General features: G+C 73.1%; 19 protein-coding genes. 12 read left to right on the top strand and 7 right to left on the bottom strand.

The window, feature by feature from the left end:
• Positions 1-104: 104 nt before the first annotated feature.
• The 4 genes from ACH4SI_RS10845 to ACH4SI_RS10830 all read left to right on the top strand — a co-directional run bounded on the left by ACH4SI_RS10845 (position 105) and on the right by ACH4SI_RS10830 (position 2,641).
• Complete coding sequence (locus ACH4SI_RS10845; RefSeq protein WP_398294964.1) at positions 105-743, top strand: AIM24 family protein; 639 nt, start codon at positions 105-107, stop codon at positions 741-743.
• On the top strand, positions 743-1,393 hold the full coding sequence (locus ACH4SI_RS10840; RefSeq protein ID WP_398294962.1) for an AIM24 family protein: 651 nt from the start codon (positions 743-745) through the stop codon (positions 1,391-1,393). Before ACH4SI_RS10845 ends, ACH4SI_RS10840 begins: the two co-directional genes overlap by 1 nt.
• Positions 1,390-2,070, top strand: a complete 681-nt coding sequence (locus tag ACH4SI_RS10835; RefSeq protein WP_398294960.1) for an AIM24 family protein — start codon at positions 1,390-1,392, stop codon at positions 2,068-2,070. Before ACH4SI_RS10840 ends, ACH4SI_RS10835 begins: the two co-directional genes overlap by 4 nt.
• Before the next feature lie 94 nt (positions 2,071-2,164).
• Positions 2,165-2,641: a MarR family winged helix-turn-helix transcriptional regulator gene (locus ACH4SI_RS10830; RefSeq protein ID WP_398294958.1), complete on the top strand. Its 477-nt coding sequence runs from the start codon at positions 2,165-2,167 to the stop codon at positions 2,639-2,641.
• A gap of 6 nt (positions 2,642-2,647) precedes the next feature.
• Here the strand turns inward: ACH4SI_RS10830 and ACH4SI_RS10825 are convergent, their stop codons facing one another.
• The 4 genes from ACH4SI_RS10825 to ACH4SI_RS10810 form a co-directional block, all read right to left on the bottom strand.
• Positions 2,648-4,045: a sensor histidine kinase gene (locus tag ACH4SI_RS10825; RefSeq protein WP_398294956.1), complete on the bottom strand. Its 1,398-nt coding sequence runs from the start codon at positions 4,043-4,045 to the stop codon at positions 2,648-2,650.
• Positions 4,038-4,694, bottom strand: coding sequence for a response regulator transcription factor (locus ACH4SI_RS10820; protein WP_398294954.1), 657 nt, complete (start codon positions 4,692-4,694; stop codon positions 4,038-4,040). Before ACH4SI_RS10820 ends, ACH4SI_RS10825 begins: the two co-directional genes overlap by 8 nt.
• Positions 4,695-4,757: 63 nt before the next feature.
• Positions 4,758-5,723, bottom strand: a complete 966-nt coding sequence (gene meaB / locus ACH4SI_RS10815) for a methylmalonyl Co-A mutase-associated GTPase MeaB (RefSeq protein ID WP_398294952.1) — start codon at positions 5,721-5,723, stop codon at positions 4,758-4,760.
• A gap of 47 nt (positions 5,724-5,770) precedes the next feature.
• Positions 5,771-6,946: an acetyl-CoA C-acetyltransferase gene (locus ACH4SI_RS10810; protein WP_398295238.1), complete on the bottom strand. Its 1,176-nt coding sequence runs from the start codon at positions 6,944-6,946 to the stop codon at positions 5,771-5,773.
• A 155-nt stretch (positions 6,947-7,101) separates the two neighbouring features.
• Between ACH4SI_RS10810 and mce the strand changes: the two genes are divergently transcribed.
• From mce to ACH4SI_RS10780, 6 genes are all read left to right on the top strand, one after another.
• Positions 7,102-7,542, top strand: coding sequence for a methylmalonyl-CoA epimerase (gene mce, locus ACH4SI_RS10805; protein WP_398294950.1), 441 nt, complete (start codon positions 7,102-7,104; stop codon positions 7,540-7,542).
• A 252-nt stretch (positions 7,543-7,794) separates the two neighbouring features.
• Positions 7,795-11,796, top strand: a complete 4,002-nt coding sequence (gene scy, locus ACH4SI_RS10800; protein ID WP_398294948.1) for a polarized growth protein Scy — start codon at positions 7,795-7,797, stop codon at positions 11,794-11,796.
• Between the two features lie 196 nt (positions 11,797-11,992).
• Positions 11,993-12,931, top strand: a complete 939-nt coding sequence (locus tag ACH4SI_RS10795) for a cellulose-binding protein (RefSeq protein ID WP_398294946.1) — start codon at positions 11,993-11,995, stop codon at positions 12,929-12,931.
• Positions 12,932-13,514: 583 nt separating this feature from the next.
• The gene (locus ACH4SI_RS10790; protein WP_398294944.1) at positions 13,515-14,264 is read left to right on the top strand and encodes a hypothetical protein; all 750 of its coding nucleotides are present in this window, start codon (positions 13,515-13,517) and stop codon (positions 14,262-14,264) included.
• A gap of 80 nt (positions 14,265-14,344) precedes the next feature.
• On the top strand, positions 14,345-15,544 hold the full coding sequence (locus tag ACH4SI_RS10785; RefSeq protein WP_398294942.1) for an ABC transporter ATP-binding protein: 1,200 nt from the start codon (positions 14,345-14,347) through the stop codon (positions 15,542-15,544).
• Entirely contained in the window at positions 15,541-16,539 is a 999-nt protein-coding gene (locus ACH4SI_RS10780) for an ABC transporter permease (protein WP_398294940.1), read from the top strand. Before ACH4SI_RS10785 ends, ACH4SI_RS10780 begins: the two co-directional genes overlap by 4 nt.
• Positions 16,540-16,561: 22 nt before the next feature.
• Here the strand turns inward: ACH4SI_RS10780 and ACH4SI_RS10775 are convergent, their stop codons facing one another.
• Positions 16,562-16,879: an ATP/GTP-binding protein gene (locus ACH4SI_RS10775; RefSeq protein WP_398294938.1), complete on the bottom strand. Its 318-nt coding sequence runs from the start codon at positions 16,877-16,879 to the stop codon at positions 16,562-16,564.
• Between the two features lie 206 nt (positions 16,880-17,085).
• Between ACH4SI_RS10775 and ACH4SI_RS10770 the strand changes: the two genes are divergently transcribed.
• The gene (locus ACH4SI_RS10770) at positions 17,086-18,117 is read left to right on the top strand and encodes an LLM class flavin-dependent oxidoreductase (protein ID WP_398295236.1); all 1,032 of its coding nucleotides are present in this window, start codon (positions 17,086-17,088) and stop codon (positions 18,115-18,117) included.
• Between the two features lie 37 nt (positions 18,118-18,154).
• On the opposite strand, the gene ACH4SI_RS10765 is transcribed toward ACH4SI_RS10770, so the two are convergent.
• On the bottom strand, positions 18,155-18,547 hold the full coding sequence (locus ACH4SI_RS10765; protein ID WP_123106473.1) for an SCO5389 family protein: 393 nt from the start codon (positions 18,545-18,547) through the stop codon (positions 18,155-18,157).
• Between the two features lie 211 nt (positions 18,548-18,758).
• Between ACH4SI_RS10765 and nucS the strand changes: the two genes are divergently transcribed.
• On the top strand, positions 18,759-19,421 hold the full coding sequence (gene nucS / locus ACH4SI_RS10760) for an endonuclease NucS (RefSeq protein WP_398294935.1): 663 nt from the start codon (positions 18,759-18,761) through the stop codon (positions 19,419-19,421).
• Between the two features lie 291 nt (positions 19,422-19,712).
• Here nucS and ACH4SI_RS10755 read toward each other — a convergent pair whose 3' ends face one another.
• The gene (locus tag ACH4SI_RS10755; RefSeq protein WP_398294933.1) at positions 19,713-22,274 is read right to left on the bottom strand and encodes an ATP-binding protein; all 2,562 of its coding nucleotides are present in this window, start codon (positions 22,272-22,274) and stop codon (positions 19,713-19,715) included.
• Positions 22,275-22,313: the final 39 nt, after the last annotated feature.

Here is a 22,313-nt window from a genome sequence, read left to right as displayed (position 1 = left end):
GAGATCGGAACGAGCGCTTGTGAAGCCATGCACAAGCGCTCCTATTGTCGCAGCCCCACCCGCGATCGTTTCTCCAGGGTGGCGGGACCGATACCGTCGGCTCCGTGGCTCACTTTCGGCTCCAGGGATCCAGGGTGCTCGCCGTCGACTTGACCGGCGACTCCGTGAAGGCGAAGAACGGCGCGATGGTCGCGTACGAGGGGGACATGACCTTCAAGAAGAGGACGGGCGGCGGCGAGGGCTTGCGCGGGATGGTGACCCGGCGGCTCACCGGCGAGCAGATGGAGGTCATGGAGGTGAAGGGGCACGGCACGTGCTACTTCGCCGACCGGGCGAGCGAGATCAACCTGGTGTCGCTGCACGGCGAGAAGCTGTACGTGGAGGCCGGGAACCTGCTGTGCACCGACGCGGCCCTGCGCACCGGCACCTCCTTCACCGGGCTGCGCGGCTCCGCGCAGGGCAACGGGCTGTTCACCACGACCGTGGAGGGCACCGGCCAGGCGGCGATCGTCTCGGACGGCACGGCGATCGTGCTGCGCGTCACCCCGCAGATGCCGCTCCAGGTCGACCCGGGCGCATACGTGGCCCACACCGGCGGCCTCCGGCAGCACTTCCAGTCGGGCGTGAACTTCCGCGCGCTGATAGGCGAGAGCGGGGGCGAGTCCTTCCAGATCCGCTTCGAGGGCGAGGGGCTGGTGTACGTGCAGCCCAGCGAGCGCAACACGATCGGGGGCGAGATCTGATGCCGTTCACCAATCTCACCTCCCGCATGGTGGAGGCCCAGGTGACGCCCGGCCGGACGCTGTTCAGCCAGCGCGGCGCGATGCTGGCGTACCGCGGCCAGGTGCGGTTCACGCCGAGCATCACCGGCGGCCGGCACGGGGTGATGGGCATGATCGGGCGGCGGGTCGCCAACGAGGCGACGCCGCTGATGACCATAGAGGGCCAGGGCACGGTGATGTTCGGGCACGGCGGCCACCATGTGCAGGTCATCGACCTGGTCGGCGACACGCTGTACGTGGAGTCGGACCGGCTGCTGGCGTTCGACGGCTCGCTGCGCCAGGGCACGATGTTCCTGGGGTCGCAGGGCGGGGTGATGGGCCTGGTGCGCGGCCAGGTGACCGGCCAGGGGCTGTTCACCACGACGCTGGAGGGCCAGGGTTCGGCCGCGGTGATGGCGCACGGCGGGGTGATCGAGCTGCCGATCCAGCCGGGGCGTCCGGTTCACGTCGATCCGCAGGCATATGTAGCCCACCGGGGTGATGTTCGCAATAAGCTCTCGACGGCCCTCGGCTGGCGCGACATGGTGGGCCGCGGCTCGGGGGAGGCCTTCCAACTGGAGCTGTCCGGCACCGGCACGGTCTATGTCCAGGCATCGGAGGAGAAGCTGTGAACGGCCCCGTCATCCACGACGCGTACACGCTGCCGGCCGACGACAACGTCAATCCGTACGCCTTCAGCGTGGAGCTGGACGGGCAGTGGTTCCTCCAGAAGGGGAAGATGGTCGCCTACTACGGGCAGATCGACTTCCAGGGCATCGGGCTCGGCCGGCTCGACCGGCTCGTCGCGGGGAGCTTCCACTCACCCCTGCACGCCGCCGAGTGGGTGGTGGCCGAGGGCAAGGGCAAGATGGTGCTCGCGGACCGCGCCTTCGACGTCAACTCCTATGACCTGGACGACGGGAACCTCACCATCCGGTCGGGCAATCTGCTCGCCTACCAGCCGTCGCTGGCGCTGAAGCAGTCGATCGTGCCGGGCTTTCTGACGCTCATCGGGACGGGGAAGTTCGTGGCGGCGTCCAACGGGCCCGTGGTCTTCATGGAGCCGCCGATACGGGTCGATCCGCAGGCGCTGGTCGGCTGGGCGGACTGCCCCACGCCCAACCACCACTACGACCACGAGTACCTGCGCGGGATCATGGGCGGCATCCGGGCGCACACCGGGATCGGGGGCACGTCGGGCGAGGAGCACCAGTTCGAGTTCGTCGGCGCCGGGACCGTGCTGCTCCAGTCCACGGAGGAGCTGATGGCGGAGATAGCCGTCGGCGAGACAGGGGGTACCCGTTCGTGAGCGCGGAGACGCGGAGTGTAACGTCGAACAGGTGACCTCTAGCCCGATACATCCATTGGTTCGGAATTCAACTTCTATAGGTAGAATACATCCCATGGAGACCGAGAACGGCACGCGCTGGCTCAGCGACGAGGAACAACGCGCCTGGCGCACCCACCTGGATGTCAGCAGGCTGCTGACCTACCAGCTCGAACGGGACCTCCAGCCGTTCGGCCTGACCATGAACGACTACGAGATCCTGGTCAACCTCTCGGAGTCGGAAGAGCACCGGATGCGGATGAGCGACCTCGCGTCCGCGACGCTACAGTCCAAGAGCCGTCTCTCCCATCAGATCACCCGGATGGAGAACGCCGGGCTGGTCCGCCGCGAGAACTGCGAATCCGACCGGCGCGGGCTGTACGCCGTCCTCACCGAACAGGGCTGGGACACCATGCGCAAGGTCGCGCCCCACCACGTCGCATCGGTTCGCAAGCACTTCATCGACCTGCTCGCCCCTGCCGACCTGGAGGCGCTGTACGGGTCGCTGGTGCCCGTCGCCGACCATCTGCGCGCCCAGCGCGGCCGGGTCTAGGGCACCTCAGCCCGGCAGCGGCAGCCGCACCTCGAACAGGGCGCCGCCGCCCGGCGCCTCACCCACGGTCAGCGTGCCGCCGTGCCGCAGCACCACGTCCCGCGCGATGGCGAGGCCGAGCCCGGCCCCGCCATCGTCGCGGCTGCGGGCGTCGTCGAGCCGCACGAACCGCTCGAAGATCCGCTCCCGTTCGGCCTCCGGCACCCCGGCGCCGTCGTCGGCGACCGCGACCACGCCCTCGGCGCCGTCCGTACGTACCGACACCCGCACCTCGCCGCGCGCATGCCGCTGCGCGTTGTCGACCAGGTTGCCCAGCACCTGGGTGAGCTGCCCGCGCGAGCCCGTGGCGGCCACCTCCGTCAGGTCGGTGCGCACCGGCACCCGGTCCCCGGTCCGCTGCTCCACCGTCTCCCGCACCAGCGCGTCCAGCCGCACCCCGCTGTCGGCGCGGGGGCGCTCCCCCGCGTCCAGCCGGGCCAGCAACAGCAGATCGGCCGCCAGCCGCTGGAGCCGCACCACGTCCTCGACCGCGCCCGGCAGGTCCAGCAGTTCGGGGTGGGCCACGCCCACCTCCAGCTGGGTACGGAGCGAGGCCACCGGGGAGCGCAGCTCGTGCGAGGCGTCGGCGACGAACGCCCGCTGCTGCTCCACCGCCGCCTCCAGCGCGGTCAGCGTCTCGTTCGTCGTCCGGGCCAGCCGCGCCACCTCGTCGTGCGAGTCCGGCTCGGGCACCCGCCGGGACAGATCCGTGCTCGCCGTGATCGCGGACATCTCCCGCCGGATGCCCTCCACCGGGCGCAGCGCGCGCCGCGTCACCAGCCAGGTCACGGCGGCCACGACGAACAGCAGCAGCGGCAGCCCGATCAGCATCGCCTGCCGTACCGTGCCGACCGCGTCCCGCTCGGTGGCCAGCGGGGCGCCCGCGTAGACGGTGACGTCCTCGCCGCCCGGGTCGGTGGCCTCCACGGCCGCCCAGCGGTAGTCGGCGGTCGTGCCGTCGATCCGGGCCGAGCCGCTGACGTACCGCACGTCGCCGTCGACCTCGCCCTCGTTCCCGCCCTTCTCGCGCCCGGCGTCCGGGGCGACGGACACCGGGCGCACGGACGGGCTCGCCGTTCCCGTCACGGCCTGAAGGTCCTCGCTGACGGCCCGCACCCGGCGCTCGTCGTCCACCACCTGCACCGGGGTGTCGTCGTCGAGGTCCAGCTCCCGGTAGCCGGTCCCGGCGGCTATCTTCGAGGCCACCTCGCGCGCCTCCACCTGGGCGTGCAGCCCGGCCTGGTCCACCAGGTTGCCCTGGAGCACCCGCAGCACCGCGAGCCCCGCGGCCACCAGCGCGACGGCCACCACCACGGTCGCGCCCAGCGCGGCCCGGGCCCGTACCGAACCGAACGCCCTACGCACGGAGCCGGTACCCCGCTCCCCGCACGGTCTCGATGAACCCGGGCCCCAGCTTGCGGCGCAGCGCGCTCACGTACACCTCGACGATGTTGGGGTCACCGTCGTACGCGAAGTCCCAGACGTGCTCCAGGATGTCCGCCTTGGAGACGACGTCGCCGCCGTTCCTCGCCAGATGCTCCAGCACCGAGAACTCCTTGGCGGTCAGGGTCACCTCGTCCCCGTCCCGCTCCACCCGGCGCGCGCCCCGGTCCACCGCGAGCGCCCCCACCCGCACCACGAGCGAGGCCCCGGCGCCGCGCCGCCGCAGCAGCGCCCGCACCCGGGCGACCAGCACGACGTACGAGAACGGCTTGGTCAGATAGTCGTCGGCGCCGGTGTCGAGGCCCTCCGCCTCGTCGTACTCGCCGTCCTTCGCCGTGAGCATCAGGATCGGCACTTCGCTCCCGGCCGCCCGCAGGGTGGCGCAGACGCGGTAGCCGTTCAGCCCCGGCAGCATGATGTCGAGGACGATCAGGTCGTACGTGCCCTCCTGGGCCCGGTGCAGCCCTTCCCGCCCGTCGTGCACCACGTCGACCGCGAACCCCTCGGCCCGCAGACCCTTGGCGAGCGACAGGGCGAGCCGCCGCTCGTCCTCCACAATCAGCAAACGCATGGGGTCAGCGTCGCAGAGCCCACCTGAAGGATCCTTCAGGTGGGCTCCGGGACGCCGACTCCGCTACGGGCCTTCGGTGACGCCCGCCACCAGCTCGTCCGCCGCCGCGTACGGGTCCAGCTCGCCCGCCACGACCCGCTCCGCCAGCACGCCCAGCCGGCGGTCGCCGTGCAGATCGCCGATGCGGGCCCGCAGCGCGGTCACCGCTATCGTCTCGACCTCGCCCGCCGCCCGCCGCATCCGGCGCTCGGCCAGCACGCCGTGCTCCTCCATCCACGCCCGGTGCTTCTCCAGGGCCTGCACGACCTCGTCGATGCCCTCGCCGCGTGCCGCCACGGTCTTCACGATCGGCGGCCGCCAGTCCCCCGGCGAGCGGGCCTCGCCCAGGCCCAGCATGTGGTTCAGCTCGCGGACGGTGGCGTCGGCGCCCTCCCGGTCCGCCTTGTTGACCACGTACACATCGCCGATCTCCAGGATCCCGGCCTTGGCCGCCTGGATGCCGTCGCCCATGCCCGGGGCGAGGAGCACCATGGTCGTGTCGGCCTGGGCGGCGATCTCCACCTCGGACTGGCCGACGCCGACCGTCTCCACGATCACCACCTCGCATCCGGCCGCGTCCAGCACCCGGATGGCCTGCGGGGCGGCCCAGGCGAGCCCGCCCAGATGCCCGCGGGTGGCCATGGAGCGGATGTAGACGCCGGGGTCCGAGGCGTGCTCGGACATCCGGATCCGGTCGCCGAGGAGCGCGCCGCCCGAGAAGGGCGAGGAGGGGTCGACGGCGAGCACCCCGACCCGCTTCCCCGCCCTCCGGTACGCCGAGACGAGCGCGGAGGTCGACGTGGACTTGCCGACGCCCGGCGAGCCGGTCACGCCGACCACGTACGCGCCTTGCGCCAGCGGCGCCAGCGCGGCCATCACCTCGCGCAGCCGCGGGGAGTCGCCCTCGATGAGCGAGATGAGCCGGGCGACCGCGCGCGGCCGCCCCTGCCGGGCCTGCTCCACCAGCGTGGGCACATCAGGGTCAGCCATGGGTGCCGCGCTCCTCATCACTCGTACGGACGGACTGCACGGGCCGGTTATGCCCCCGGGACGCGGACGATCAGCGCGTCGCCCTGCCCGCCCCCGCCGCACAGCGCCGCCGCCCCGACGCCGCCACCGCGCCGCCCCAGCTCCAGTGCCAGGTGCAGCACGATGCGGGCGCCGGACATGCCGATGGGGTGGCCGAGGGCGATCGCACCACCGTTCACATTCACCTTTTCGGCGGAAAGGCCGAGGTCCTTCATTGACTGCACGGCGACCGCGGCGAACGCCTCGTTGATCTCGATCAGGTCAAGATCGTCGACCGTCAGCCCCTCCTTGCCCAGCGCGTGCGCGATCGCGTTGGACGGCTGGGACTGCAGCGAGTTGTCGGGACCGGCCACATTCCCGTGGGCGCCGATCTCGGCGATCCACTCCAGGCCCAGCTCCTCGGCCTTGGCCCGGCTCATGACGACGACGGCGGCCGCGCCGTCCGAGATCTGCGAGGACGACCCGGCGGTGATCGTCCCGTCGCCCGCGAAGGCCGGGCGCAGCTTGGCCAGGGACTCCACGGTGGTCTCGCCGCGGATGCCCTCGTCCTTGGCGAAGACGACCGGGTCGCCCTTGCGCTGCGGGATCTCGACCGGGGTGATCTCGGCGTCGAACAGGCCGTTCTTCTGGGCGGCGGCGGCGCGCTGGTGGGAGCGGGCGGCGATCTCGTCCTGCTCGCGGCGGCCGATACCGAGCCGGGTGTTGTGCGCCTCGGTGGACTCGCCCATGGCGACGTTCTCGAAGGCGTCGGTCAGGCCGTCGTGGGCCATGGCGTCGAGCATCTGGATCGCGCCGTACTTGTGGCCGTCGCGGGAGCCGGGGAGCAGATGGGGCGCGTTGGTCATGGACTCCTGGCCGCCGGCGACCACGATGTCGAACTCGCCGGCCCGGATGAGCTGGTCGGCCAGCGCGATCGCGTCCAGTCCGGACAGGCACACCTTGTTGACCGTGAGGGCGGGGACGCTCATCGGGATACCGGCCTTGACGGCCGCCTGACGTGCGGGGATCTGCCCGGCGCCGGCCTGGAGCACCTGCCCCATGATCACGTACTGCACCTGGTCACCGGTGACCCCGGCCCGCTCCAGGGCGGCCTTGATCGCGAAGCCGCCCAGGTCGGCGCCGGAGAACGAGCGCAGGCTGCCGAGGAGGCGGCCCATGGGGGTACGGGCTCCCGCCACAATCACTGAGGTCGTACGAGTCATGGTGCGTTCCTCCACGGGGAGAAGGAAGTTAACGAGGGTTATCGTCAATGTACTGACGAGTACCCGCCCGGTCACCGCCCCATCGGTGTGATCGCGCGCACGTTGCGTAACCGGCCGTGTAGCGGTGCACTAAGCCCATGCTGACGAGAATCGACCACATCGGGATCGCCTGCTTCGACCTGGACAAGACCGTCGAGTTCTACCGTGCCACGTACGGCTTCGAGGTGTTCCACACCGAGGTCAACGAGGAGCAGGGGGTCCGCGAGGCCATGCTCAAGATCAACGAGACCTCGGACGGCGGGGCCTCGTACCTCCAGCTGCTGGAGCCGACCCGGGAGGACTCCGCGGTCGGCAAGTGGCTGGCGAAGAACGGTGAGGGCGTCCATCACATCGCGTTCGGCACCGCGGACGTCGACACCGACTCCGAGGCCATCCGCGACAAGGGGGTCCGGGTGCTGTACGAACAGCCCCGACGTGGGTCGATGGACTCGCGCATCACCTTCCTCCACCCCAAGGACTGCCACGGGGTACTGACCGAACTCGTGACCGCGGCAACCCCCGGTGAAGCGGACCACTGAAGCGGACCACTGACCTACCCCTTCCCCGGCCGGTAGAGTGCAGGCTCGGCCGGGGTTCGGGAGTCGAAAGGGTTCGGGGTCCGGCCCGGGCTGAGCCGATGATCTGACACCATTTCTTCGGAAGGGCCAGCTCCGGTCCGCCCGGCACGCATCACGCCGGGTCGGGGCCGCGAGGGACCGCAAGGGACTACCAGGAACCGCGCGGTACGGAGCCGGCCGCCAACGCGACCAGGGGACGGATGGGACCGCGCAGTGCGGGGCTACGACCGCTACGAGCCTGACGATCACCTCTCGAAGTTCGAGGCCGAGATGGAGCGGCTGAAGAACGAGCGGGAGAAGGCCGTCCAGCACGCCGACGACCTCGGCTATCAGGTCGAGGTTCTGCGCGCCAAGCTGCACGAGGTGCGGCGCGCGCTGGCGAGCCGTCCTGCCTACGACAGCGGCAACCTCGGCTACCAGGCAGAGCAGTTGCTGCGGGACGCCCAGCTCCAGGCGGAGCAGGTGCGCGCCGACGCCGAGCGCGAGCTGCGGCAGACCCGTGCCCAGACCCAGCGGCTGCTCCAGGAGCAGTCCGAGCAGCAGGCCCGACTCGAAGCCGAGCTGCACGCCGAGGCGGTGGCCCGCCGTCAGCGCCTCGACCAGGAGCTGGCCGAGCGCCGCGCCACCGTCGAGTCGCACGTCAACGAGAACGTCGCCTGGGCCGAGCAGCTGCGCAACCGTGCCGAGGCGCAGGCCCGCCGGCTGCTGGACGAGTCCCGGGCCGAGGCCGAACAGGCGCTGAGCGCCGCCCGCGCCGAGGCGCAGCGCCTCGCCGACCAGGCCAGGGACCGGCTGGGCTCGGAGACCGAGACGGCCCGCGCCGAGGCCGAGGCGATCCTGCGCCGGGCCCGCACCGATGCCGAGCGGCTGCTGAACAAGGCGGCGTCGCAGGCCCAGGAGGCCACCGAGCGCGCCGAACAGCTGCGCACCTCCACCACCCAGGAGTCGGACCAGGCCCGCCGGCACGCCGTCGAGCAGACCCGCGCCGCGGAAGCGCGGATGCTGGAGGCCGAGACGCGGCTCCGCGAGGCGCGCGCCGAGGCCGAGAAGGTGCTCGGCGAGGCGAAGGACGCGGCGGCCAAGCGGGTTTCGGCCACGGATTCGGAAAACGAGCAGCGCGCCCGCACCGCCAAGGCGGAGGTCGCCCGGCTGGTCGGCGAGGCCACCAAGGAAGCCGAGGTCATCCGCGCCGAGGCCGAACAGCTGCGGGACGACGCCCGCGCCGAGGCCGAGCGGCTGCTCGCCGAGGCCGGTGACGACGCCCGGGCCAGGGTCGCCGAGGACTCGGCGGCGCAGCTGGCCAAGGCGGCGCGCAGCGCCGAGGAGGTGCTGTCCCGCGCCTCGGAGCAGGCGCAGGCCACCACCAAGGCGGCGGCCGAGGAAGCGGAGCGGATCCGGCGCGAGGCCGAGGCGGAGGCCGACCGGCTGCGCTCGGAGGCGCACGACAGCGCCAACCAGCTCAAGGGCGCGGCGAAGGACGACACCAAGGAGTACCGCGCCAAGGCCGCCGAGCTGCAGGAGGAGGCCCGCCGGCTGCGCGGCGAGGCCGAGCAGCAGCGGTCGGACGCGGTCGCCGAGGGCGAGCGGATCCGGGCCGAGGCGCGCCGCGAGGCGGTCGAGCAGATCGAGGAGGCGGCCAGCACCGCCGAGGACCTGCTCACGAAGGCCAAGCAGGACGCGGAGGAGACGCGTTCGGGCGCGACCACCGAGAGCGAGCGGGTCCGCACCGAGGCGATCGAGCGGGCGAACGCGCTGCGCCGGCAGGCCGACGAGTTGCTGAAGCGGGCCCGCGGCGAGGCCGACGAGCTGGTGACCTCGGCCGAGGAGCAGGCCGCGCGGGTCAAGGAGGAGGCGACCCGGGCCGCCGAGGAGCTGCGCGAGCAGGCCGAGCAGGCCGCCGAGGCGCGGCGCAGCGAGGCCGAGGCCGAGCTGACCCGGCGGCACGAGGAGGCGGAGGCGCGGTTCAGCTCCGCCGAGCAGGAGCTGAACGACGCGCGGGCCGAGGCCGAGCGGCTGCGCCGGGAGACCACCGAGGACATCGAGCGGCAGCGCGCGGAGTCCTCGGAGCGGCTGGAGGCCCTGCGTCAGCAGGCCGAGGAGGAGGCCGACCGGCTGCGCGACGAGGCCGCCGCGGACGCGTCCAACGCGCGCGCCGAGGGCGAGTCGGTGGCGGTGCGGCTGCGGAGCGAGGCCGCCGCGGAGGCCGAGCGGCTGCGGAACGAGGCGCAGGAGACCGCGGACCGGGTGCGGGCGGAGGCGGCGAGCGCCGCCGAGCGGCTCGGCGCCGAGGCCGCCGAGGCCCTGGCGGCCTCCCAGGAGGAGGCGGCGCGCCGCCGCCGCGAGGCCGAGGAGCTGCTGGGCGACGCCCGCGAGGAGGCGCAGCGGGAGCGTACGGCGGCGCGCGAGCAGGGCGAGGAGCTGCTGGCGGCGGCCCGGACCCGGGTGACCGAGGCGCAGGCCGAGGCGCAGCGGCTGGCCGAGGAGGCCGAACGGCACGCGGCGGACCTGGTGTCGGCCGCCGAGCAGCACGCGCAGGCCGTACGGGATGCGGTCGCGGGGCTGCACGAGCAGGCCGAGGCGGAGATCACCGGGCTGCGGCAGGCCGCCGAGCACGCGGCGGAGCGCACCCGGCACGACGCGCAGGAGGAGGCCGACCGGGTCCGCGCGGACGCCTACGCGGAGCGGGAGCGCGCCTCGATGGACGCCTCGCGCGTGCGGCGCGCGGCGCACGAGGAGGCGGAGGCCGCCAAGGCGCTCGCGGAGCGTACGGTCGCGGAGGCGATCGCCGAGGCGGAGCAGCTGGACGCGCGCTCCCGCGACGAGGCCAACCGGCGCCGCTCGGAGGCCGCGGAGCAGGCGGACCGGCTGCTCGGCGAGGCGAACCACGAGGCCGAGCGGCTGCGCGTCGAGGCCAACGAGACGCTGGACGAGGCGCGCAGGAACGCCAACAAGACCCGCGCGGAGGCCGCCGAGCAGGCCGACACGCTGGTCAGCGGCGCCACGGAGGAGGCCCAGCGGATCGTCGCCGAGGCCACCGCCCGGTCGCAGGCGCTGCGTACGGAGGCGGCGGAAGCGCGGGCGACCGCGGAGCAGGACGCGGCGCGTACCCGGGCCCAGGCCCGCACCGACGCCAACAACATCCGCTCGGAGGCGGCGGCCCAGGCCGACCGGCTGGTCACCGAGTCGTCGAACGAGGCGGACCGGCTGGTCAGGGAGGCCACCAACGAGGCGGAGCGGCTGCGCACCGAGGCCGCGGAGACGGTCAGCTCGGCGCAGCAGCACGCGGCGCACACCCGCGCCGACTCCGAGCGGATCGCGGCCGAGGCGGCGGCCGAGGCGGAGCGCATCCGCACCGAGGCGCAGAACGAGGCCGACCGGCTGGTCGACCAGGCGCGCACCGACGCCAACAAGCGCCGCTCCGACGCGGCCGAGCAGGCGGACCGGCTGGTCACCGAGTCGGCGGCGGAGGCCGAGCGGCTCACCGCTGAGGCGCAGGAGTCGGCGCTCCAGGCGACGGCCGCGGCCGAGGAGCAGGCGGACGTCATGGTGGGCGCGGCCCGCCAGGAGGCCGAGCGGCTGATCTCCGAGGCCACCGCGCAGGCCAATGGCCTGGTGGAGAAGGCCCGTACGGACTCCGACACCATGCTGGGCGAGGCCCGCGGCGACGCGACGGCCATCCGGGAGCGCGCCGAGGAGCTGCGCGCGACGACCGTGGCCGAGGTGGAGGAGCTGCACGAGCGGGCCCGCCTGGAGTCGGCGGAGCAGATGAAGGCGACCGGCGAGCGGGTCGACAAGCTCGTCGCGGCGGCGACCGCGCAGCTGATGAAGGCCGAGGAGAAGGCGAACTCGCTGGTCTCTGAGGCCGAGACCGAGGCGAGCCGGGTGCGGATCCAGGCCGTGAAGAAGGCCGAGGGGCTGCTGAAGGAAGCCGAGCAGAAGCGGGTCGAGGCCGAGAAGGACGCCGAGCGCACCAAGGCCGAGGCGACGGCGGAGGCCAAGGAGATCGTCGACGAGGGCAAGCGCGAGCTGGAGCTGCTCAAGCGCCGCCGCGAGGACATCAATGCGGAAATCACCCGTGTCCAGGACGTCCTGGAGGCGTTGGAGTCTTTCGAGACCCCCGCGTCGGGCGGCGCGGGCGGCAAGGAGAACGGCGGCGTGAAGACGGCGGCGGGAGCGGGTGCGACACGGTCGAGTGGAAAGCGGTCCGATGGGTAGGGGAACACGGTCCGACGGCTAGCTGTCATCGGCGTGTCGTGTCCGTATCATCCCGACGAGTGACAAGGTCTCCGTCTTACGTCCACTCAAAAGGCTGGACATTCTCCAGATCAAACGGACGTTGACTCGATGACACGCCGTTCGGCCCCCTAGGATTTGCTCTATCACCTCACCGGTCTCTTTCGACAGGAACCCCATGAGCGACACTTCCTCCCCCTTCGGCTTCGAGCTCGTGCGGCGTGGGTACGACCGCGGTCAGGTGGACGACCGCATTACCAAGCTCATCGCCGACCGCGACAGCGCACTGTCCCGCATCACCTCGCTTGAGAAGCGCATCGAGGAGCTGCACCTCGAAACGCAGAACGCTCAGGCCCAGATCAACGACGCGGAGCCGTCCTACGCGGGACTCGGCGCTCGCGTCGAGAAGATCCTGCGGCTCGCCGAGGAAGAGGCGAAGGACCTGCGCGAGGAGGCCCGCCGGGCCTCCGAGCAGCACCGCGAGCTGGCCGAGTCCTCCGCCCAGCAGGTCCGTAACGACGCCGAGGCGTTCGCCGCCGACCGCAAGGCCAAGGCCGAGGACGAGGGCGCGCGGATCGTCGAGAAGGCGAAGGGCGAAGCCGCCACGCTGCGTCAGGAGGCACAGAAGGACGCCCAGTCCAAGCGCGAGGAGGCGGACTCCCTCTTCGAGGAGACCCGCGCCAAGGCCGCGCAGGCCGCCGCCGACTTCGAGACGAACCTGGCCAAGCGCCGCGAGCAGTCCGAGCGCGACCTGGCCTCCCGTCAGGCCAAGGCCGAGAAGCGGCTCGCGGAGATCGAGCACCGCGCCGAGCAGCTGCGCCTGGAGGCCGAGAAGCTGCGCACCGACGCCGAGCGCCGCGCCCGCCAGACGGTGGAGACCGCCCAGCGCCAGGCCGAGGACATCGTGGCCGACGCCAACGCCAAGGCGGACCGCATCCGCAGCGAGTCCGAGCGCGAGCTGGCGGCCCTGACCAACCGCCGCGACAGCATCAACGCCCAGCTGACCAACGTCCGCGAGATGCTGGCCACGCTGACCGGCGCGGCCGTGGCCGCGGCCGGGAACCCGGGCGAGGAAGAGGCCGTCAACCGCGGCGTCCCGGCCCAGCAGACCCGGTGACGCTCGGTCACGACTTAGCGCTTCGTGCCCCGTGCCGCGAGAAGTAGCGGCGCGGGGCACGCGCATGCGGTGCGCCGACCTGCTGCGCCATCGGCGCGGGATGAGGAGCGCGCCCCTCGACGTACGCGGCGAGGCGCCGCCCACTCCATGCGGCCCCTGGCCACTGCCCGTGCGGGCGCCGCGCCGAGGGCCGCGCTCTGGGCGCACGCGGCGGATCGCCGCTCGGCCGCACGGCGCGCGATACCGCGCGCGGTGCGCCGACCTGCTGCGTGGTCGGCCGGGGTTGGGGGCACGCCACTCGCCGCACCCGGCGAAGCGCCGCCCCCATGCGGTCCCCGACCGCTGCACGCCCGGCGCCGCGCCGAGGCCCGCACGGCGCGGGGCACCGCCCGCTGCGAGGTCAGCGCCGGTCGGAGGTGCGCCGCTTCGCACGCAGCGGGGTGCCGTTCGGCCGTACAGCGCGGGATCCGCGCACTCGGCCTGCTGCACGGCCAACGCACGCCGGGGGGCCGCTCGCCGTGGGCAAGGAGTCGCACGCGGGTCCGCCGCTGGGGGCACGCGGCGCTCGCGTAGCCTCGGGAGGGTGGATGACCTCAGCCTCGCCGCACTCGGGTTCGGTGACGTGCCCGCCTTGGCGCCGCTCAGCTACCCCGGGCGGCCCGTCACCACCCCCGCGCTGCTCACCGGCGGCGAGTTGCGCCCCCTCGACCCGGCGCTGCTGGAGCGGTACCGGCACCGGCATCCCGTCATCGCGGTCGGGTCCAACGCCTCCCCCGCCCAGCTGCACTACAAGCTCAGCCGGCCCGGGCGCCCGGCGACCGTGCCCATGGTGCCGGTCCGGGTGCACGGCGTCGCGGTCGGCTGCTCGGCGCACATCGGGCGGTACGGGTACGTCGCCTCCGCCCCGTACGGCGACCCCGCCGCCTGTACGCCCCTTGTCGTCAGCTGGCTCGACGACGCGCAGCTCGACGTCGTGGACCGCACCGAGGTGCCCAACTACCGGCGGGCCCGGCTGCCCGGGGCGGACTTCCCGATGGTGATGCCGTCGGGGGAGCGGCTGGACGCGGCGTACCTCTACGTCAGCACGCACGGCGTGCTCACCGAGCCCGGCGACGGCGGGCGGCCCCTGCCGGGCGGCGGCGACCAGAGCGCGCTGCTGGCCGGGCTGCTCGCCTCCTCCGCGCGGCTGCGGGACCTCCTCGGCCCCGATCCCGCCGCCTGGGTCGGCCGGGCGGGCGCCGACGCGGCGGTGCGGACGGCGGGCACCCGGGTCTTCCACGACGAGGGCTGGGCCGGGCCACGGGGTCACGATCCGCTCTCGACCCTGCCGTGAGGGGAACCATCGAGCGGCCGTTAGGCTCCTAAGACTCACGGGGGCGAGGCGCCCCGACCCATTCGCACGAGGGGCGGAGCATGATCGAGGCAGTCGGCCTGACGAAACGCTACGGCGACAAGACGGCCGTGTACAACCTGTCGTTCCAGGTCCGGCCCGGCGCCGTCACCGGCTTCCTGGGGCCGAACGGTTCCGGCAAGTCGACGACGATGCGGATGATCCTCGGGCTCGACGAGCCCACCGCGGGACGCGTCACGGTCGGCGGCTACCCCTTCCGCAAACTGCCCAACGCCCCGCGCCAGGTCGGCGCGCTCCTCGACGCCAAGGCCGTGCACGGCGGCCGCAGCGCCCGCCAGCACCTGCTGTGCCTCGCCCAGCTGTCCGGCATCCCGGCCCGCCGGGTGGACGAGGTGCTGGGCGTGGTCGGCCTGCAGAACGTCGCCCGCAAGCGCTCCAAGGGCTTCTCGCTCGGCATGGGCCAGCGCCTGGGCATCGCGGCCGCGCTGCTCGGCGACCCGCAGGTGCTGCTCTTCGACGAGCCGGTCAACGGCCTGGACCCCGAGGGCATCCTGTGGGTCCGCAACCTCATGAAGCAGCTGGCCTCCGAGGGCCGCACGGTCTTCGTCTCCAGCCACCTCATGAGCGAGATGGCGCTCACCGCCGACCAGCTGATCGTCATCGGCCGCGGGCAGCTGCTCGCGGACATGAGCGTCAAGGACTTCATCTCGTACAACTCGGCGGACTTCGCCCGCGTCCGCACCCCCGACGGCGAACCGCAGCAGCGCGAGAAGCTGACCGCCGCGCTGAGCGAGGCCGGCGGCCAGGTGCTGCCGGAGCAGGACGGCGCCCTGCGGGTCACGGGGCTGCCGCTGCCGCGCATCAGCGACCTGGCGCACACGGCGGACGTCCGGCTGTGGGAGCTGTCCCCGCACCAGGCGTCGCTGGAGGAGGCGTACATGCGGATGACACAGGGCGCCGTGGACTACCGCTCGACGGTCGACCAGCGGGCCGGGCTCCAGCAGGCGGCCGCCGCGTACGGCCCGCAGGGCGGGGCGTACGGCTACGCGCCGGGCGCGCCGGGCGTTCCGGGGCAGCCGCCCGGGCCGTACCCGCCCGGGACCGTGATGCCGGGATACGCCGAGCCGCCCGCGCCGCCGCAGGGCGCCGCCCCCGCGCAGCCGCCGGCCGCTCCCCCGGTCCAGCCGCCCGCCGCCCCGGCCCAGCCCCCGGCCGCCGCACCCGCCGACCTGACCAAGCGCGACAACGAGGACGCCCGATGACGACGCCGTACCAGCAGCAGGGCCAGGCGCCCGTCCCGCCGCAGACTCCGCCCCACGCACCTCAGCAGCCGCCGCAGCAGCCACAGCACCCGCACGCACAGCAGCCGCCGCAGGCGCAGGCACCCCAGCACCAGGCGCCGCATCTGCCGCCGGGGTACGTGTCGCCGCCGCCCGGCGCCCCCGCGCAGCCGTACGCCGCCGTGGGCCCCTACACCTCGCCGATCCCGATCCAGCGCACCCACCTCGGGAACGCCCTCGCCTCCGAGTGGACCAAGATCAAGTCGGTGCGCTCGACGATCTGGACGCTGAGCGTCATGGCCGGGCTGGTCGTCGGGATCGGGTTCCTGACGTCGGCGAGCACCAACGACAGCGACTACACGAGCGCCCCCACCACCCTCCCCGGGTTCTTCGGCGCCCTGCTCGGTCAGCTGTGCATCGTCACCCTCGGTGTGCTGGTGGTCTCGTCCGAGTACGGCACCGGCATGATCCGCACCACCTTCACCGCCTCCCCGGCGCGCTCCCGCGTGCTGACCGCCAAGGCGCTGGTCTTCTTCACCCTCGCGTTCGTCACCACGACCCTTTCGCTCGCCCTCGTGGCGTTCATCAGCTCCGGGATGCACAGCGGCCCGGGGGTCACGGAGCCGACCGACGACCAGCTGATCGGCGCGACCCTCGGCGTCGGGCTGTATGTCTCCCTGCTCGGGCTGCTCTCGCTCGCCGTCGGCAGCATGCTGCGGCACTCGGCCGGTGCGATCACCACGATGCTGGGTGTGGTGCTGCTCCCGTCGATCCTCCCGGCGTTCCTGATGATGTCGCCCAGCCTGGCGGACCTGGGGGAGCAGATGCAGAAGTACTCCTCACCCTTCGCGCTGGCCGCGCTCTTCCAGATCGACGAGACGGTCGGCTCCGGCTGGTCGCAGCTGGGCGTCCTGGGGGGCATCACCGCGGCGGCCTTCGTCGGGGCGTACGCGCTGCTGGAGAAGCGCGACGTGTAACGGCGCCGAAGCAGCCGCGGGCTCAGTACCGCGGAGCGTTACGGGACCGCTGGAGCTTGGCGCTCCGGCGGTCCCGCGCATTCCAGCACGCCTTGTGCCAGTGGCGCCGGTCGTCCACGCCCATGTGCTGCTGCCAGGCCACCACATGCGGCACTCCGGGCGGGATCTCCTGGTCGCATCCGGGGCACCGGTAGTGCTTGCCCGCGGTCCCGCCGCCCACCAGCCGCACCACCCACTCCTCCCCCTGCCAGCACTCGGTGCGCTCCAGCCCGTAACGGTCCGTGCCCACGCGGTCTACGGACTTCTCGCCACCTCGCGGACGGTTTCGGCGTGGAGACACGGGGCACCTCGACAGGGCTGGGAGCTACTGACTGTGACCAGCGTACGCGCAACGGTCACCCAGCCGGTAAGTCGTCATCCACAACCACCCTCAGATCATCATGAAAAATACTTGCCAGGCCGTGCCCTTGGCACGTGTCAGACGTTATTGCCAGTGAGGGGGATGCCCACGTCGGCGATGGAGCCGCGACAAGGAGGCAGATGGCGATGCATGTGGGGGCTTTCATTCTGGCCGCTCAATTTCCCGGCCAAGGACAGGAGGAGGCGCTGCACCGGGCGGTCCGCTCGGCCGAACTGGCCGAGGACGCCGGGCTCGACGCGGTCTGGCTCGCCGAGCACCACTTCGTGCCGTACGGCGTGTGCCCGTCCGCCGTCACCCTCGCCGCGCTGCTGCTGGGACGTACCCGGCGCATAGGCGTCGGTACTGCGGTGAGCGTACTTCCAACGGTTCACCCCGTTGCGCTGGGTGAGCAAGCGGCACTGCTTCATCTCAGCTCCGGTGGCCGGTTCACCCTCGGCGTCGGCCGCGGCGGGCCCTGGGTGGACCTTGAGGTCTTCGGCGCCGGGCTGCGGGCGTACGAGCACGGCTTCCCCGAAGCGCTCGACCTGCTGCTGCGCTGGCTGCGGGAGCCCCGGGTGGGGGCGGACGGCGAGCGCTTCGCCTTCCGCGAGGTCCCCGTCGTACCGCGCCCGGACGACCCGGGCCGGACCGGCACCCCGCCCGTGATCATGGCGTGCACCTCGCCCGGCAGTGTGCGGCTGGCCGCCGAGCGCGGGCTGCCCATGCTGCTCGGCATGCACTGCGGGGACGAGGAGAAGGCCGAGGCGGTCGCGCTGTGGGAGAAGTCCGCGCTGGCCGCGGGCCGTTCCCCGGACGAGGTCGCGGCGGTGGCGGCGGAGCATGTCTCGGCCGGGGTGGTGCAGATCGAGGACACCCGCCCCACGGCCGTTGAGACCCTCACCAAGGCGATGCCGGGATGGCTACGGCAGGGTCTTGGCGCCCATGTCACGGTCGACGGCCGGGAGCGCCGGATGCGCGACCCGGTCGGCTACGCGGAGCTGCTGTGCGAGCTGCATCCGGTGGGCCCGCCCCGGCTGTGCGCCGACCGGCTGGCGGCCACCGCGGAGCGCACCGGCATCACGCGCTTCGCGCTGCTGGTGGAGGGGTCGGGCGATCTGGCGGCCACGGAGCAGAACGTGCGGCGTCTCGGTGGTGAAGTGCTGCCGCTCCTGCTCTGACACACCTCCCCCTGGTGGAGCGGCAGCGGACATCGCGTCAGCAGTCGCGCAGCTCGGGCGACTGGTTCAGCAGCTGGCCCCGGACCGAGGTGAAGCGGGCCAGGCGGTCATCCGCCGACGCGTCGAGCGGGAAGACCGCCACCCGGTGGCAGTTCTGGAAGGCCAGCCGCACCCCGAAGTGGCGCTGCAGCGCGCCACGTATCGCGTCACTCGCCAGCGCGCGGAGCAGCTGTCCGCGGGCCTGCTCGTCCGGCGGCGGCGTCTGGTTGTCGGCGAACTCCCCGCCGTCGACCTTCAGCTGGGCCACCAGAGAGCTGATCATCTCCCATGCGTACGGTAGGGAGTTCCGGACGCAGTCGACGAACGCGGCTTCGTCGACCTCGCCTCGCTCGGCCTGTTCGAGAAGGGCCGGTGAGACGTCGAGCGACATGGGTTCTCCTCTCGCGACCCCGAATGCGGGGTCTCAGGGATGGGATGGGCGGAGGGCGACGCAGCGTACGCGTCCGGCGACCGCCCGCTTCAAAGGTATTCCGGCCACTGTGCCCGCACCACCGATACGGGCACACAACCAGCCATTGCTGAACGGGTCCATCGACGGACGAATCGCGTGGACCCTCCGTGGTCGAGTAGCGTTGCCGACCATGCGTCTCGTCATCGCCCGGTGCTCCGTGGACTACGCCGGCCGCCTCACCGCCCACCTTCCCTCGGCACCCCGCCTGATCCTCGTCAAGGCCGACGGCAGTGTGTCCATTCACGCGGACGACAGGGCCTACAAACCCCTCAACTGGATGTCTCCGCCGTGCACGCTGAAGGAAGGCGATGACAATGTGTGGACGGTCGTGAACAAGGCGGGCGAGAAGCTCATCATCACCATGGAGGATGTCCTCCATGACTCCTCGCATGAACTCGGGGTGGACCCCGGGTTGATCAAGGACGGCGTCGAGGCGCATCTGCAGGAGCTGCTCGCCGATCGTATCGAGACACTGGGCGATGGCTGGACGCTTATTCGGCGTGAATACCCCACTGCCATTGGCCCGGTGGACATTCTCTGCCGTGACGCGGACGGCGCGACGGTGGCCGTCGAGATCAAGCGGCGGGGTGAGATCGACGGCGTCGAGCAGCTCACGCGCTATCTCGAACTGCTCAACCGGGATCCGCACCTGGCACCGGTGAAGGGCGTCTTCGCCGCCCAGGAGATCAAGCCGCAGGCCCGCGTCCTCGCCACCGACCGTGGCATCGGGTGCGCCGTCCTGGACTACGACGCGCTGCGCGGCATCGAGGACGACAAGCTCCGCCTCTTCTGACCCCCGGACCCTCTCATTCCGGCCACGGCGACCGCCCGCCCCTGGCCGGTTCCGGGTGCCTTCTCCCCAACCCCGCCCCTTCCCGCAGCACCGATATGCGGCTCCGCCGCGTGGGGGGGGCTCCGCCCCGGACCCCGGTCCTCGATCTCCCCCAGCTACCGCTGGGAGGTGCCCCCTGGACGGGCTGGATTTTCCAGCCCGTCCGGCGATTGAGGACACGCCCGAAGCGCGTGCGGGGGCCGGGGGCTTGCCCCCGGTTCGGGAAGGGGCGGGGTGGGGGAATACCCCCGGCTACGCGGACACGCGCGATGTCGTCGTCGAGGACGCCGAGTTGCTCGCGGGCGGGCCGCTGGCCGTGTTCGACGTGGTGTTCGTGGGAGACGTCGTCGGCGTATCCGTCGGAGTGTGGGACGGCGGCGTCGTGGGGGACGTCGGGTCATCCGTCGGGGTGTGCGTCGGCTCGTGGGTGGGGGCGTCGGTCGTCGGCGGCGTCGACGGCGACGATGGGGTCTCCGGCGCCGTCGGCTCACCGCTCGTGGACGGGTCCGCCGGCCCGGTCGGCCCGCTCGGGGTGCCGCTGCTCGACGGCACCGAAGACGGCGACGACAACGGCACATTGCTCAGCCCCGGCCGGGGCGCCCCCTGGCTGGGCGCGTCCGACGGCTCGTCTGCCGTCAGATCCTTGTCGTCGTCCCGCTGCGACGCCGACTCCCGCGGCTTGACCCGGTCGGGCGACTTCTTGTCGTCATCGTCGCCGAGGGCGCCGAGGGTCACGACGGCGCCGAGCACGGCCACCAGCAGCGCCCCCGCACCGGCTGCGGCCAGATTGCGCCGGGCGCCGGTCCGAGCGAGACCCCGTACGCCCTTCAGGCCGGGGAAAGGGCGCTTGGCGGGCGGCGTCGGCGTCGGCTTCGTCACATCGGGGGCAGCAGCGGCCGGCACCACCGACGTCACCGCCGTGGTGGCGACCGGGGGGATCTTCGCCGTCTCGCCCACCACCGGTGTGATGATCGTGGTGACGTTCTCCGCCGGATCCGGAGACGGATCCGGAGACGGATCCGGAGCCGCCTCCGGACGCGGGCGTATGACGCCCGGTCCGAACGCGCCGGGCATCGCCGCGCCCGTACGGTCGCTCACCAGCGCCAGCGCCCTGCGCCCCGCGACCGTTCCGCGCTTGTCGGCGAGGGCGCCGCGCAGCGCGATGGACGCCTCCAGCTCGGCGCGGGCCCGGTCGAGGTTGCCGGTGCACAGGGCGAGGACGCCCAGCTCGTGATGGAAGTACGCCTCGTCGGCGACCTGTCCGGCCAGCCGCGCCGCCTCCTGGCCGTGCCGCACGGCGCGTTCCCAGGCGCCCCAGTGCAGGGCCGCGGCGAAGGCGGGGGCGGCGGCCCGGGCCAGATCCACGGCGGCGTCGACGTGACCGGCTTCCCGGTCGGCGACCAGGGCGGCCATCGCGGCGAGGATCGCGTCGGCCTCGACGGCGACGCGCTCGGGGGCCACCGAGGGGTGACCGGCCCACCAGGTGTAGTGCTGGGCCACGGTGTGCGCCCGCCGGACGGACTCGGCCGCGTCGCCCGCGTACCCCTCCGCCGTGAGCTGGGCCGCGACCCCGTCCGCCAGCCGGTAGTGCGGGCCGACGGTGGTGACCAGGCCGTGGGCGAGCAGTTCGCCGAGGGCCGCGTCCGCGCGCGGATCGTCGGTGAGGGCGGGCAGATGGGCCTGGTGCGGGCATTCGCCGCCGAGCGCGACCGCGAACCGCAGGGCGTGGCGGGGCGCCTCGCCGAGCCCCGCGGTGAGCAGCGTGGCCGGGGCCGCGGCCGAGGTGAGCGAGGGCAGCGGCATCGCGTCCCGCGGCTCGGCGTCGGCGCCGTCGTCCCCGGCGGCGTCCGCCACCGCCGCCTCGCGCTGCCGCAGCAGCGCACCCGCTTGCACGAACCGCAGCGGCAACCCCTCCGACTCGAACCACAGGTCCGCCGCCCAGGCCGCCTCGTCCTCCTCCAACGGGCGCCGCAGCGCCCGCTCCAGCAGCTCCAGGCCGGCCGTGCGGCTCAGCCCGGAGAGGAAGACCTCTTCGAGGTGCGACGCGGCCGACGGGGCCGCCACATCCGGCGTGGCGGCGATCAGGAAGGCGCATTCGGGCGTCGCGTCGAGGAATTCGTCGAGCGCGGTGCCGCCGAACTCGATGTCGTCGAGGACGACGACCGCGCCGATCTCCTGCACCGCCTCCAGCAACTCCGCCCGCTCGGGCCGGTACAGCGGGGCGCGGTAGACGGCGGCGTAGAGGTCGTACAGCAGGTCGGTGGGGGTGCGGCGGTAGCCGAAGAGCCGTACGACGCCGTCGGGCGCCAGGCTTTCGCAGTCCGCGGCGACGGCCTCCAGCAGCACGCTGCGCCCGACGCCGGACGGCCCGGTGACCCGTACGGAGCGGCCGCGGGCCAGCAGCCGGGCCAGCCGCTCGCGCACCTCGTCCCGCTCCAGCATCGGCAGGTCGGGCACGACCGTGCCGGACGGCCGGGGCGCGGCCGCGGCCCGGCGCAGCTCGGCGCGCTGGTCGGAGGTGTGCCGCTCGGGCCGGGCGGACCGGGCGGACCGCTCGCCCGGCGGGCAGGGCTCTATCTCGCTGCCGTCGACCGGATTGACGGTCAGCAGGTGGTCGCCGGCGACGATGCGGACGGTACGGACGGGCCCGGGCTCCGGGGTGCCCTCCGCCGCGCCCGAGCCGCCACCACGGGCGGGCGGCGGCGCGGGCACGTCCGCGTCCAGCGGCGGCTGCGGCGCGGCGGCGGCGTCCGCGGAACGCGGGCTCGGGTCGTCCTGACCGTGCTCGTGCGGTGCGCGGTTGTGCTGCTCCATGGCCCAGTGCCCCCAGATGCGTGGCGCGCCCGTGTATGC

The organism is Streptomyces sp. NPDC021212, from assembly GCF_044332925.1.
Classification (GTDB): Bacteria; Actinomycetota; Actinomycetes; order Streptomycetales; family Streptomycetaceae; genus Streptomyces.
Note: the sequence above shows the minus strand (reverse complement) of the source record. Positions and strands in the feature narration are given on the sequence as shown.